Origin of the sequence: Streptococcus devriesei DSM 19639 (genome assembly GCF_000423725.1) — a bacterium.
Taxonomy (GTDB): Bacteria; Bacillota; Bacilli; order Lactobacillales; family Streptococcaceae; genus Streptococcus; species Streptococcus devriesei.
Genome location: NZ_KE384084.1, coordinates 26,440 through 39,161 on the forward strand (window position 1 = coordinate 26,440; position 12,722 = coordinate 39,161).

The following is a 12,722-nucleotide window of genomic DNA, read 5'->3' on the forward strand; positions in this document are numbered from 1 at the left end:
GCATATAAGCAAGAGGAGCTTTTGGATAATGGAAAATATCGAGTTTTCGCGTTGGTAATTTCAGTACTAATGAACAATGGTATTATTCTGATTTAGAACTAGAAGAAAACAAGTGCGCTGATAATGATGACCTGCTATATCAAGGAAGAAATTTGTCATTCTCCTCCCTCTCCGAACAATCCGCTATTGGTTCACTTTTCCAGAAGCTCGATGAGCTCCTATCTGTCTATAAGGATAATTTGGCTAATTATCACGATTTTAAGTTTAAGACTACCATGTTATCTCAGATGTTTCCAAAGGCAGGACAGACCATCACTGAAATTCGCTTGGATGGATTTGATGGAGAGTGGGAAAAGAAGAAGCTTAATGATATGGTAAAATTTACAATGGGACAATCACCGAATGAAGAAGCTTTTGCAGGAGATGTTTATATGACAAAGAATGTTATGCTTGAAGATTTTGCTAGACAGTTAATTATTTTAGGTAATGGCTTTGACCTGCAATGTGGGCTAAAAAGTAGCTATAAGGATTTTTTCGAGTATATTTTAGAAAATAAATACAAAAGACGCTTAGAAAGTACTTGGAAGCCTGCTCTGAACATAATAGAAAATTTTGAAAATTATCTTGAAGAAATCTTTAATACTTTTTCAACTAGAAACTTATTTGGAGATTACGATATTTCAGAACCATTTATTCCAGAAATGAATACTTGGTATTTAATATTTTTATTTGAAAAGATTAATGCAAATGCTAATTGGTCAGATATAGAAGAAATGATTAAGAAGTATGTATTTCAAGAAGATAGGGAATGCACATTTGCTGACATATTAGTTAATGCAGTATTTACAAAACTTTTTTATAGAAAGATTGATTTGAAATATGTCTTAGAATATAAAAATCTAGAAAAGTTTTCTTATTTAATTATTTATCAACTTTTCTATTCCAAAAGAGAAAGCAGGTTTTTGGAGGAGTTTTACTCACTTTCTACAGCTATTAGTAAAAAGGCTGAAGCACAAGCTTCATTTTATGAAGAAAGTAAACTTAACAATTTGTTTCAAAACTATATTGAGAAGTATTATGATAAATTTAAGAGAATAATGATTAATTTTTTATTTTCAGAGTTAAGAGACTTAGAATTTGATTTTCAACAATATATTTTAAGTCAAGAATTAAATAAAAAGTCTGAGTATGGAACCAATGCTAGAAAGTTATTTCGTACCATGGCAAAGGATATTGAATCATCTAAATTCAATATTTATAGTTTTAATTATACCCAACCATGGTTTGATATAGATACTCCTTTACAAGGCTTGAGTAAACATTTCAATGTTCATGGTAATTTCTCTGGAGAACGTAATGGAAAATGTTATTGTATTTTTGGAGTTGATCATGTAGGGATTGACCCAAATAGCTTAGAGTATAGATTTACTAAAGCATATCGAACTTTTGAACTATACATGTCTACGGATTATGCTACTGATAACGATGAAATCTTTCCTCATCCAGAAGTAATAGAAACCATAAAATGTTATGGTCACTCTCTAGCAGAAGCTGATTATAGTTATTTTCAACATCTCTTTGATTACTATGACCTCTATAATAACAATAAGTTAAAATTAATTTTTTATTACAGTGATTATGATGGTGGTAATCCTGAAATAATTAAACAAACACACATGACTAATATCTTACGTTTGCTAGATAGATATGGAGAAACTTTAGATAATAAGTTTCATGGTAAAAACTTATCAACTCATTTAATTCAAACTAGTCGATTGAAACTTATTAAAATTTAAAGAGTGGTATATACTATTCACCCAAAGTAAATTAATGAGCTAAAACTAATATTATGAAATAATAGCAGTAGGCTATCATTCTTAGAAAGGAAAAATCATGGTATCAGTTACTCAGCGTATTAAACAAATCAAACAGCCTTATGGTGGCTATTTACCGCCTAAGTTATTTTCAGTTGATGATCTAACAGATAGTAAGGAACTTAGTGGTGAGGAGAATATTCACGCTTCGCTGGTGGGGCTTTGTGTGGACTATCTGACACGGTTCATGAATGGTACGCCGCTAGAAGAAGCTTTCAAGATTTCCTTGTACGGAGCTCTTATGATAAAAAAATCGGAACTAGCTTCCACTTTACTTTCTCAAATTACTGGTCTTGACGATACCTCTATTATCAGTGCCTGTCAGTTAGCTGGTTTTGATGTGGTCTATAGAGCAGGTCAGCTAGGATATAAACCCGTTGAAGAGATTGTGCCAGATGCGGCAACGATTTTAAATATTCGTATAATGGTAGAGAGAAGTCTGGCCTTCTTTGAAGAGTACGGTCCGATTGTAAAGGACGGTTTTACATTAGAAGGTGGTTACACAGATACCATTACTGCTGGGGATGGTGATTTTTTAACATCAGATACTCTGTGGGATTTTAAGGTTTCAAAAAGTAAACCCAACAAAGACCAGACGCTTCAGCTATTAATCTATTATCTTATGGGGCAACAGTCTATTCATCCCGAATTTCAATCGATAGAAAAACTAGGACTCTATAATCCAAGACAGAATAAAGTTTTTCTCTTGAATATAGCTGATATTTCTGCTGATATTTTAGAAACAGTAAAAAAAGAGGTCATTAGATACTAAAATTCCAAGCGCTCAAAGGCATGCTCGAACATTTACATCTCCCTTTAAAAAGAGTATAGTAATTAAGGTAAAGGAGTGAGAATATATGAATGCTGATGAGAAAATTATAGCTTTGGTCAAGCCTGAGTATATGGAGCGGATTCCGCGGTTGGTGCGCGGGCATGCGACTAAGGCGACCTGCAAGCTGATTGCGCGTGAGTTTCCGGAAGCTTATGCGGAAGCACAAAAAGAGGGCGATTTGAGCCCAGAGGCTAAAGAAAGCCTGAGCTTAATCGTCAATGATATCTTCAAAGAGCGCATGGCTAAGCACAATCTTTGATTGTCCAAAATGGCAAATACTGCTGCCTTTGAGCAGCTTTGCCGGCAGTGGTGAATCCCATAAAAAAGCGAGCTTACTTTGAGCTCGTTTTTTTAATCTTAAGAAAAATCTCTGAGATTTTGGGTTGGATCGGGATGCGGGACATTGTGGCGCTCGCGTGAGCGATGGCGGTTGGCCATATTGATGCGCATCATCAGCCGGTTTTGCAGGAATAGAATAATTGCCAGGGCAATCAGATGCTGTCTTAGAAAGATCATGGCGATAGTGCCGATAAGAATTGTCAGTGCATATTCTATCCAAGCCTTCAGGTCAAAGCGGTAGAGGTCTTTATTGTAGCGAGAAGTGGCCAGAACTCCTGCGTAAAAGCTGAGAATACCGGCTAAAAAGAGAATAAAGCCGATAGTAACATGGTGTGAATCTGCTAAAAATTCAATGCCTACGGTAAAAATATTGATACCGATAAAGATAGGCAGATGGGCGTAAAAAAGGGTCGCAGCAGTGGTTTCCTGATGATGGTTGATATTTAGGAAAGTCTGTCCCATATAAAAGACAAAGAGTGTTGCCATCCCTAAAAATAAGGTAGCTCCGGTAAAGGGTCTTGCCATAATCGGATAGGTTTTTATAATACCGATCACAGCCTCACCAAAGCTGAGAATAGTCACCAAGTGCAGCCGTTCAATAACATGAGGGAAGTTGACCAGCTGGCGATTGTAAAATTTAAGTCTGTAGACAGGCAGAATATTTGGCAGCAAGTAAACGAGAATGGTCCATCCGTTAATGGGCAGAAGTCCCAGGGCAAAGCCGATTAAAGACAGGCTGTACAGGAGCTGGGTAGCGATGTCCAGCTTGATATTGTGGGTGAATCCTAATTTCCGTCCTTTTAAAAAATACTGCAGGGCAATAATCGCATAAGCCATCATCAGTAGCAGGTTAAAAAGCATAGCTTTAGGGCTTCCGGCATGGTATTGGCTGAGATCAAGGTTAAAATTGAGGGCGATATTGCCGACCACAAACATCAGTGCGATAACAGTGTAGATGTCAATCAGCCGAGAGTCGCCGTACTTATTGAAATAAAAGACTTCATTGTGCCAAATGTTAAAAATAATGATATTGGTCGTGATGAAGGCAATAATTTCCCAAAGACCGATATGATTGAGATGAATGGCTGATGTGAGCTGGCCCAGAGCCAGGACAACGGCTAAATCAAAAAACAATTCATAATTGGAGACGCGTTTGGCTAAAAACTGAGACATATAATTTCCTTTCTGTCAAAAAGTCAAAGGATATTCTACCAAAAAGCTGGCGGAAAGAAAAGCAAAATCAACTGTAACAAAATCCAGAAAACCCGTCTTGTTTTTGTTATAATAACATTATGAATCAATTGATACAGCATAAATTAGAGCTTTTGCCGGACAGTCCCGGCTGCTATCTTCACAAGGATAAAAAAGGAACGATTATTTATGTGGGGAAGGCTAAAAATTTAAAAAATCGCGTGCGCAGCTATTTTCACGGCAGCCATGACACCAAGACAGAGATGCTGGTGTCAGAAATCGCCGATTTTGAATACATTGTGACGGGTTCCAATATTGAGGCCCTGCTTTTAGAAATTAATCTCATTCAGGAAAATCATCCTAAATACAATATCAGGCTGAGAGACGACAAGTCTTATCCATTCATTAAGATTACCAATGAACGATATCCCCGTTTGTTGATTACCCGTCAGGTTAAAAAGGACAAGGGGCATTACTTTGGTCCTTATCCTGATGTCGGCGCTGCCAATGAAATTAAAAAGCTGCTGGACAGGATTTTCCCTTTTAAAAAATGTACCAATCCTCCGGAAAAAGTCTGCTTTTACTACCATATCGGCCAGTGTTCTGCCCACACAGTCTGCCATACGGACAAGGCTTATTACGATAAGATGATAGAAGACGTCAGCAATTTTTTAAATGGCTATGACGACAAGATTGTCAACGGTCTCAAGGAAAAAATGCAGACCATGGCTGAAAACATGGAGTTTGAGCGGGCTGCAGAGTACCGCGATTTAATCAGTGCTATCGGTGTTCTCAGAACCAAGCAGCGGGTCATGGCTCAGGATCTGATCGACCGGGATATTTTTGGCTATTATGTCGAAAAGGGCTGGATGTGTGTGCAGGTCTTTTTTGTCCGTCAGGGCAAGCTCATTCAGCGTGATGTCAACATGTTTCCTTATTATAATGAGCCTGAAGAAGACTTCCTGACCTATGTAGGACAGTTTTATCAGGATAAGCGGCATTTCGTGCCCCGAGAAATTTTTATTCCCAAAGCTATTGATGCGGATTTGGTCAAAGCAGTGGTAGATACCAAGATTATTAAGCCTCAGCGCGGTGAGAAAAAGCAGCTGGTCAATCTGGCTGTGAAAAATGCGCGGGTCAGCCTGCAGCAAAAATTTGATTTGCTGGAAAAGGATCTGAAAAAAACGCAGGGAGCCGTTGAGCATTTAGGAAAGCTGCTGGATATTGACACTCCTGTCAGAATCGAAGCCTTTGATAATTCCAATATCCAAGGAACCAGTCCGGTTGCGGCCATGGTGGTCTTTGAAAACGGCAAGCCTAATAAAAAAGAATACCGCAAATATAAAATCAAAACAGTTACCGGTCCGGATGACTATGCGTCTATGCGCGAAGTCATTCGCCGCAGGTACGGCCGTGTCAAGCGTGATGGCCTCAGAGCTCCTGATCTGATTATCATTGATGGCGGTCAAGGGCAGGTCAACATTGCCAAAGATGTTGTCAGAAAAGAGCTGGGGCTTGCGATTCCTATTGCCGGGCTCCAAAAAAACGATAAGCACCAAACGCAGGAACTGCTGTTTGGCGATCCTTTAGAAGTGGTTGATTTGCCAAGAAACTCGGAAGAATTTTTCCTTTTGCATCGCATTCAGGATGAAGTGCACCGCTTTGCCATTACCTTTCACAGACAAGTCCGCAGCAAGAACAGTTTCAGCTCCAAGCTGGACGGTATTGCAGGCCTCGGGCCCAAACGCAAACAGCTGCTCTTGAAGCACTTCAAGAGTTTGACTAAGATTAAAGCAGCCGGTTTAGATGAGCTGACAGCCTTAGGTGTTCCGCAGAAGGTGGCAGAAAATGTAAAAGAACAGCTGCAGGAAAAAACATAAGTAACCGTGAAAATGAAAACCGCTAAATGACAGTAAATAAGGAGACCGTTATGCCAACAAATATCTTTAATCAGCCAATTGGAGAGCCAGTTTATCATTTTACAGCTGGTCAGCAGCCGGCTATCGGGCAGCTGACAGGAAACTATACCATTGTTGAACCACTGAATGCTGACAGGCATTTTGAGGATGCCTATGCCTTTTACGGTCCTGAAAGTCCCAAAGAGCAGTGGACTTATCTGCCGATTGACCATTTTGAAAACAAAGAAGATTTTAGAGCCTATTTTGAAGGGATGGCTGATTCCAAGGACCCTTATTACTTGGCTATTTTAGATAAGGAAAGCCGCAAGTTAATAGGTACGTTTTCTCTCATGCGAATAGATCCTAAAAACCGTGTGATTGAAATGGGCTGGGTTCTTTACGGTCCGGAACTGAAACAGTCGCGAATGGCGACTGAGGCGCAGTATCTGGTTATGCGTTACGTTTTTGAAGAACTGCATTACCGCCGCTATGAATGGAAGTGTGACAGCCTTAATGCGCCTTCTAACCATGCGGCTAAGCGCTTGGGGTTTACTTTCGAAGGAACGTTTCGGCGAGCAGCAGTCTATAAAAACCGCAGCCGCGACACCAATTGGTATTCCATGCTGGAAGAAGAGTATCAAGCCATGAAAGTTAAGTTCGATAAATGGCTGAATCCGGCAAATTTTGATGATCAAGGCTGTCAGATTACCTCTTTGAATGCAGACTAGTGATGAGGTATGGTATCAAATCTTGCGACGACCTGCTGGAGTGCTTCAAGCCAAATAAAGGAGAAAAACATGATGCAGCTTAAACCGATGACTGAAACGTTTTCTATCTGCCAAGTGCCAGATTATTCGCAAGTTAATTTTGAGAGTGAGTTTTTCTTTCTCGCTCAGACCGATGAAGAGAAATCTTTGGTATGTCTGAGTGGTGATGTACCTGCCAATGCGATACAGGCAGATGCGAACTGGTCAGCCTTTCGCATTGAAGGGATTCTGGATTTTTCTCTGGTAGGGATTCTTTCCAAGTTATCCGGTCTTTTAGCGGATCAAGGTATTGGTCTCTTTGCGGTATCAACTTACAATACCGATTATATTTTGACTAAGACAAAAAATTTTAAACAGGCTCTGGCGGTTTTGAAGCAGGCAGGTTATAAAGTGGAAGAGAGATGACCAAGCTGACGATGTCATCTTTTTGACTTGAGGAAAGTTGTTATTATACTTTTCTCTGTTTTTATGATAAACTGGGGGCAGTTTTTGAAAATACGATTTTCAAAACCAATCATGCTGATGATTATCTTTCCGTGAAAGGGGTTCATGAATGACGAAAAAAAGCGATGACGAAAAGCAAAAGCAAGTCATGACAGACTACTACAATCTTTTGCTCAATCCGGATATTTATCCGGAAGAACGTGAGCTGCTGTTGGATTATAAGCAGGAAGTGGAGGCTAGAGGTGATTTTTCAAGACAGTCTTACCGCCTCTGCAGAGATTTAGAGCGCTTGTCATTGAAGTATTTGCAGAGAAAAAAAGGCTTATCAGAACCTGTTAAAGCTTTTTATGGTTCGCTTAACGGTTTAGAGGCATCAGAATTGAGAAACAATGAAATTGCCAAAGGCATTATTGCAGCCTCTGCCACTTGGCTATAAATCAAACAGCAGATTGAAGAAGAAGTCTATTTTCTCAAAAAGTAATATTTTGTTATGATACTTTCCTTAGGTAGCGCGGACGGCAAAACCAAACGCCAAGGCTATAGCTCTTGACTAGGTTTTGCATTAGATTACCATTAGAAATAGTTTCGATTTCTAATGGCAATCGTCATAGCGACTTCCTTCGGAATTCCATACCTAGATTTTGAGCCTAGGTCTCAAAATCTCCGAGAGGCAGAAACTCAATGTTTCTGCCTCTTTTGCTACATTGGAAAGTATCGTGTTAAGTTTCGCCCGTTTCTATATCATCTTATAAAAATGAAAAATGATACTATTTTATGATGAAATTTGAGAGAGAATTTAGTTTTGGGAGTTTGTCTACAATCTGACAGCAGATCTTCAATCTGCTGTTTTAATGTCTTAGGGTCTCTTAATTATTTTTAAGAAGATGCTGAAAAAGCTGAAAACAGTTTCAAAAAATGGTAAAATAAAAAAGTAATGATTAACATAATTAGAAGGATTGTTCATTTATGAAATTTTTAGAACTCAATAAAAAGCGGCATGCCGTTAAAAAATTTAACGATCAACCGGTTGATTTAAAGGATGTCCGCACAGCAATCGAGATTGCTCAGCTGGCACCCAGCGCCAATAATATTCAGCCTTGGAAATTTGTGATTGTCAAAGAAAAGAAAGCTGATCTGGCTGACAGTCTGCCGGCTCTCAATAAAGCACAGGTAGAGCAGGCTCAGTATGTGATTGCTCTTTTTACAGATACAGACCTTGTGCAGCGCTCCCGCAAGATTGCGCGGATTGGCAGCAAGAATCTACCCGACGATATGATTGCCTACTATATGGAAACGCTGCCGGCTCGTTTTGCAGGATTTGATGAGAAAAAAACAGGTGAATATCTGGCTTTGAATGCAGGTTTGGTGGCTATGAACCTGGTGCTGGCTTTGACCGACCAAGGCATTGCTTCCAACATGATTTTAGGCTTTGATAAAACAGTGGCAAATAGGATTTTGGAGATTGACGAGCGTTTCCGTCCTGAACTGCTGATTACTGTGGGCTACACAGATGAGAAGATTGAACCAAGCTACCGTCTGCCGGTTGATGACATTATTGAAGTACGATAGGAGAAGATATGTTTGTAGATTTTCAAAAGGAAGTAGATAAACGCCGGGGAGATATTCTGGCTGATCTTTTTCGGATTTTACAGATTAATTCGGAGCGTGACGACAGCAAGGCTGATGTCAAACATCCTTTTGGTCCGGGTCCTGCTCAAGCCCTGCAGCATTTTTTGAAAATGGCAGAGCGAGACGGCTACGAAACGAAGAATGTAGACAATTACGCCGGTCATTTTGAATACGGTCAGGGAGATGAAGTTTTAGGTATCTTTGCCCATTTGGATGTTGTGCCGGCCGGCAGCGGCTGGAAAACCGGACCTTACCTGCCTGAAATTATCAACGGCAAGCTCTATGCACGCGGTGCCAGTGATGATAAGGGACCGACCATTGCCTGCTACTATGGCTTAAAGATTATCAAGGATTTGGGCCTGCCGGTATCTAAAAAGGTTCGCTTTGTTGTCGGTACGGATGAAGAGTCCGGCTGGGCGGATATGGATTATTATTTTGAGCATGTCGGTCTGCCGGAACCTGATTTCGGTTTCTCACCGGATGCGTATTTTCCTATCATCAATGGTGAAAAGGGAAATATCACAGAATACCTGCACTTTGGCAATAGCAACGGCGGCTCTTTCACTCTTAAATCTTTCAAAGGCGGCCTGCGTGAAAATATGGTGCCGGAGTCAGCAGTGGCTGTCTTTACCGGCAATCTTAGCTTAGAATACTTGCAGCTGTCTTTAGATACCTTTGCTGAATCTCACAATCTTAAAGCCAGTCTGACTGAAAACGAAGGTCATTTTCACTTAACAGTTCATGGGAAATCCGCTCACGGCTCAACGCCGGAAGCTGGTATCAATGGCGCTACTTATCTGGCTCTCTTTTTATCTCGTTTTGATTTTGCTGGCGATGCCAAAGCCTACCTTGATTTAGCAGGTAAGATATTGCTGAACGACCATGCGGGGGAAAAACTGGGTGTTGCTTTTGTCGATAAACAGATGGGAGCCTTATCTATGAATGCCGGTGTCTTTGATTTTGATGCAGAAGTAGCAGACAATACCATCGCTCTTAATTTCCGCTATCCTCAAGGAATAGATTCACAAACCATAAAAACAAAACTGGAACAGTTAAGCGGCGTTAAAGAAGTCACTCTGTCTGAACACGAGCACACTCCTCATTATGTCCCCATGGATGATCCCTTGGTATCAACGCTTTTGGCTGTCTATGAAAAGCATACAGGTGATAAAGGCCATGAGTGGGTTATCGGCGGCGGGACCTTTGGACGTCTGCTGAAACGCGGCGTTGCTTTTGGAGCAATGTTCCCGCATTCAACAGACACCATGCATCAGGCTAATGAATTTGTTGATGTAGAAGACCTCTACAAGGCAGCAGCAATTTATGCCGAAGCTATTTATGAATTAATTAAGTAGTAAAGCCATGTCAGGGACATGGAACATCTTAATGAAAAAAGAACTGATGATTAGGGATTATCTCAGTTCTTTTTGACAAGGGAGAATGTTGATGACAACTATTGAAGAAATCACCAAGGCCATTATGGCGGACAGCCAAAATAAGCTGTTTACCGAGCAGGGAATCGAGCCGCTTTTTTCAGCACCGAAAACAGCGCGGATTAATATTGTCGGTCAGGCTCCGGGCATCAAGGCGCAGGAATCGCAGCTCTATTGGAATGATAAGAGCGGCGACCGTTTGCGCGAGTGGATGGGGGTTGATTATGATACCTTTTATCATTCGGGTTATTTCGCTGTCATTCCTATGGATTTCTATTATCCCGGGAAGGGAAAATCAGGCGATCTGCCGCCTCGAAAGGGTTTTGCCCAGAAATGGCATCAGCCGATTTTGGACTTGCTGCCGGATATTCAGCTGACCATCTTAATTGGCAATTATGCTCAAAAATATTACCTGCAGCAAAAATCCTCGGTCAAATTGACAGATACAGTTGAGCATTATAAAGACTATCTGCCCGATTTCTTTCCGGTTGTTCACCCGTCTCCCAGAAATCAAATCTGGATGGCTAAGCATCCGTGGTTTGAAGAACAGGTGCTGCCGGATTTGAAAAAAATCATTCAGCAGATTATTAAATCATCATAAAAACCAGATATGACGCTGTATCTACAAACCTAGACATATAGAAAATACCTCTGCTGAGTTCTAGTTCACTAGAACTCAGCAGAGGTATTTTTTATGGATAAAAGCTTTAGTCAGCTTGTTGACTATCAGTCAGGAATTATCATAGATAGCCTTTAATAAGTTAGGAAATTTGTTATCTAGTTCTTCATTTCGTAAGGAGATATAACGATTTCGGCCTTCAATACGTACAGATATAATTCCACATTCCCTTAAAGTCTTAAAATGGTGGGAGAGATTATTTTTTTGTCCTAAACTAGAAAATGAGCCGCAGTTTTTTTCATCTTGAGCAGAATATAGTTCTTTGAATATTGCTAATCTTGTTGGTTCGCTAAGTGCATAGAGAATCTGCTCTACATTAATATTTTTAATAGATGGATGTGATAATGATTTCATTTATATTCTTCCTTTTTATTGACATTTTAACATAAAGAGTATTATAATACAATTGTTCAATAATTATTGAACAATATAGAGGAGGTCACCTATGACAATACTTGAACACTATTTTTATCTATCCGATTTAGCTGTAAATGATAAAATAAGTCTCCAGAAATTGTGCTGTCTCTTCAAAGACGATGCGATTATAGAAGCTAATGATGGACATAGCTATTCTGGAAGAGAAGAAATTGATTCATTTTTTACAGAATTTTTTAGCAGGAATGTTGAGACAAGGCATTTATATGATATCCAAAAATTATCAGATACTGTTCAACAAGCCAACTGGGGAGTTGTCTGCAGAAGAAAAAATGGAGCTTATATTGCCTTGACTGGTACCGATATCGCTGAGATTGAAGACGGGAAAATCAGTCATTTATCCATTACCAGTAATAATTAGCAGATGAGGTAAGTTTATGATTATTGATAATATCCAGCATGTCATGTTTCCGATAGCAGCACAAGTTGAAAAACTGGAAAAAGCAAAAATTGATAAGGCTATTTTATTTTGTACAACGCCGCATCCTGAAAGAGCTCGTTCCTATAAAGAACTAAAAGAAGAAATGTCAATACTTTTTAAAGTTCTAAGCGGAAATGGACTGCAAGCTGCATCACTAGACAGAATGAAACAAAATAACCAAGAAGTTGTGCAAGCCGTTCAAAAGTATCCACAAAAGTTCTATGGCTTTGGTTCTGTTCCGCTTGGTTTATCTTTAAATGACACTAGTGATTGGATTGAAGAACAAATTGTAAGAAACGGTTTGAAAGGTTTAGGAGAGTTTACTCCCGGTTCAGATGAACAGGTTGAACAATTAGAAATTATTTTTTTAGCGTTATCTAACTTTCCTGCTTTGCCTGTTTGGGTACATACTTTTAATCCAGTCAGTTTAAAAGGTATCCAAATTTTGATGCAGTTAACTAAAAAATACCCCAATGTTTCTGTAATCTTTGGACATATGGGAGGCTATTATTGGATGAATGTTATTGATTTTGTCAAAGAAACACCAAATGCTTTTATTGACTTATCTGGAACCTTCTCTACGCTGGCTGTAAGGATGGCTATTACTGAAATCCCTCAAAAATGTTTATTTGGTTCTGATGCCCCTTATGGAGAACCTTTTATAAGTAAAGAATTGATCGAATTTTTGGCACCTACTGATACTGTCAGGGACATGGTATTGGGAGGAAATATTCAAAAATTGTTAGAGCTGTCTAATTAAGCGGAAACTATCGAGATTGA

General features: G+C 39.6%; 14 protein-coding genes and 1 pseudogene. 13 read left to right on the forward strand and 2 right to left on the reverse strand.

From position 1 onward, the window contains the following. Positions 1–164: 164 nt before the first annotated feature. The 4 genes and pseudogenes from G573_RS11655 to G573_RS0106245 all read left to right on the forward strand — a co-directional run. Positions 165–377: pseudogene (locus tag G573_RS11655) on the forward strand (restriction endonuclease subunit S); the annotation flags it as partial. A 69-nt stretch (positions 378–446) separates the two neighbouring features. Continuing rightward, positions 447–1,796 carry an AbiH family protein gene (locus G573_RS11525; protein ID WP_245543150.1) on the forward strand — a complete coding sequence of 450 codons (1,350 nt, stop codon included), beginning with the start codon at positions 447–449 and terminating at the stop codon, positions 1,794–1,796. A gap of 97 nt (positions 1,797–1,893) precedes the next feature. Then, positions 1,894–2,646 (forward strand): hypothetical protein, encoded by a 753-nt coding sequence (locus G573_RS0106240; protein WP_027975901.1) that lies wholly within the window; start codon positions 1,894–1,896, stop codon positions 2,644–2,646. Between the two features lie 85 nt (positions 2,647–2,731). Beyond that, positions 2,732–2,965: a hypothetical protein gene (locus tag G573_RS0106245; protein WP_027975902.1), complete on the forward strand. Its 234-nt coding sequence runs from the start codon at positions 2,732–2,734 to the stop codon at positions 2,963–2,965. A 98-nt stretch (positions 2,966–3,063) separates the two neighbouring features. On the opposite strand, the gene G573_RS0106250 is transcribed toward G573_RS0106245, so the two are convergent. Then, entirely contained in the window at positions 3,064–4,218 is a 1,155-nt protein-coding gene (locus G573_RS0106250) for a low temperature requirement protein A (protein WP_027975903.1), read from the reverse strand. 119 nt (positions 4,219–4,337) lie between these two features. Between G573_RS0106250 and uvrC the strand changes: the two genes are divergently transcribed. The 7 genes from uvrC to G573_RS0106285 all read left to right on the forward strand — a co-directional run bounded on the left by uvrC (position 4,338) and on the right by G573_RS0106285 (position 11,008). Beyond that, the gene (gene uvrC, locus G573_RS0106255) at positions 4,338–6,116 is read left to right on the forward strand and encodes an excinuclease ABC subunit UvrC (RefSeq protein ID WP_027975904.1); all 1,779 of its coding nucleotides are present in this window, start codon (positions 4,338–4,340) and stop codon (positions 6,114–6,116) included. Positions 6,117–6,166: 50 nt separating this feature from the next. Continuing rightward, positions 6,167–6,862: a GNAT family N-acetyltransferase gene (locus tag G573_RS0106260; RefSeq protein ID WP_037586825.1), complete on the forward strand. Its 696-nt coding sequence runs from the start codon at positions 6,167–6,169 to the stop codon at positions 6,860–6,862. 72 nt (positions 6,863–6,934) lie between these two features. After that, a complete protein-coding gene (locus tag G573_RS0106265) occupies positions 6,935–7,306 on the forward strand; it encodes an ACT domain-containing protein (protein ID WP_027975906.1) in 372 nt (123 codons plus the stop codon). A 148-nt stretch (positions 7,307–7,454) separates the two neighbouring features. Beyond that, positions 7,455–7,781: a bacteriocin immunity family protein gene (locus G573_RS0106270; RefSeq protein WP_027975907.1), complete on the forward strand. Its 327-nt coding sequence runs from the start codon at positions 7,455–7,457 to the stop codon at positions 7,779–7,781. Positions 7,782–8,311: 530 nt separating this feature from the next. Next, a complete protein-coding gene (locus G573_RS0106275) occupies positions 8,312–8,914 on the forward strand; it encodes a nitroreductase family protein (RefSeq protein WP_027975908.1) in 603 nt (200 codons plus the stop codon). A gap of 8 nt (positions 8,915–8,922) precedes the next feature. Then, the gene (gene pepV, locus G573_RS0106280; RefSeq protein ID WP_027975909.1) at positions 8,923–10,329 is read left to right on the forward strand and encodes a dipeptidase PepV; all 1,407 of its coding nucleotides are present in this window, start codon (positions 8,923–8,925) and stop codon (positions 10,327–10,329) included. 91 nt (positions 10,330–10,420) lie between these two features. Beyond that, positions 10,421–11,008, forward strand: a complete 588-nt coding sequence (locus tag G573_RS0106285) for a uracil-DNA glycosylase family protein (RefSeq protein WP_027975910.1) — start codon at positions 10,421–10,423, stop codon at positions 11,006–11,008. Between the two features lie 129 nt (positions 11,009–11,137). Here G573_RS0106285 and G573_RS0106290 read toward each other — a convergent pair whose 3' ends face one another. Beyond that, positions 11,138–11,440, reverse strand: coding sequence for an ArsR/SmtB family transcription factor (locus G573_RS0106290; RefSeq protein ID WP_027975911.1), 303 nt, complete (start codon positions 11,438–11,440; stop codon positions 11,138–11,140). A 91-nt stretch (positions 11,441–11,531) separates the two neighbouring features. Between G573_RS0106290 and G573_RS0106295 the strand changes: the two genes are divergently transcribed. Together G573_RS0106295 and G573_RS0106300 are read left to right on the forward strand one after the other, a co-directional pair. Next, on the forward strand, positions 11,532–11,882 hold the full coding sequence (locus G573_RS0106295) for a nuclear transport factor 2 family protein (protein ID WP_027975912.1): 351 nt from the start codon (positions 11,532–11,534) through the stop codon (positions 11,880–11,882). Between the two features lie 16 nt (positions 11,883–11,898). Continuing rightward, on the forward strand, positions 11,899–12,702 hold the full coding sequence (locus G573_RS0106300; RefSeq protein ID WP_027975913.1) for an amidohydrolase family protein: 804 nt from the start codon (positions 11,899–11,901) through the stop codon (positions 12,700–12,702). Positions 12,703–12,722: the final 20 nt, after the last annotated feature.

Excerpts from the sequence above, each read along its gene's own strand:
- G573_RS11525 (WP_245543150.1), top strand. The coding sequence starts at position 447 with ATGCTTGAAGATTTTGCTAGACAGTTAATTATTTTAGGTAATGGCTTT.
- G573_RS0106240 (WP_027975901.1), top strand. The coding sequence starts at position 1,894 with ATGGTATCAGTTACTCAGCGTATTAAACAAATCAAACAGCCTTATGGT.
- G573_RS0106245 (WP_027975902.1), top strand. The coding sequence starts at position 2,732 with ATGAATGCTGATGAGAAAATTATAGCTTTGGTCAAGCCTGAGTATATG.
- G573_RS0106250 (WP_027975903.1), bottom strand. The coding sequence starts at position 4,218 with ATGTCTCAGTTTTTAGCCAAACGCGTCTCCAATTATGAATTGTTTTTT.
- uvrC (WP_027975904.1), top strand. The coding sequence starts at position 4,338 with ATGAATCAATTGATACAGCATAAATTAGAGCTTTTGCCGGACAGTCCC.
- G573_RS0106260 (WP_037586825.1), top strand. The coding sequence starts at position 6,167 with ATGCCAACAAATATCTTTAATCAGCCAATTGGAGAGCCAGTTTATCAT.
- G573_RS0106265 (WP_027975906.1), top strand. The coding sequence starts at position 6,935 with ATGCAGCTTAAACCGATGACTGAAACGTTTTCTATCTGCCAAGTGCCA.
- G573_RS0106270 (WP_027975907.1), top strand. The coding sequence starts at position 7,455 with ATGACGAAAAAAAGCGATGACGAAAAGCAAAAGCAAGTCATGACAGAC.
- G573_RS0106275 (WP_027975908.1), top strand. The coding sequence starts at position 8,312 with ATGAAATTTTTAGAACTCAATAAAAAGCGGCATGCCGTTAAAAAATTT.
- pepV (WP_027975909.1), top strand. The coding sequence starts at position 8,923 with ATGTTTGTAGATTTTCAAAAGGAAGTAGATAAACGCCGGGGAGATATT.
- G573_RS0106285 (WP_027975910.1), top strand. The coding sequence starts at position 10,421 with ATGACAACTATTGAAGAAATCACCAAGGCCATTATGGCGGACAGCCAA.
- G573_RS0106290 (WP_027975911.1), bottom strand. The coding sequence starts at position 11,440 with ATGAAATCATTATCACATCCATCTATTAAAAATATTAATGTAGAGCAG.
- G573_RS0106295 (WP_027975912.1), top strand. The coding sequence starts at position 11,532 with ATGACAATACTTGAACACTATTTTTATCTATCCGATTTAGCTGTAAAT.
- G573_RS0106300 (WP_027975913.1), top strand. The coding sequence starts at position 11,899 with ATGATTATTGATAATATCCAGCATGTCATGTTTCCGATAGCAGCACAA.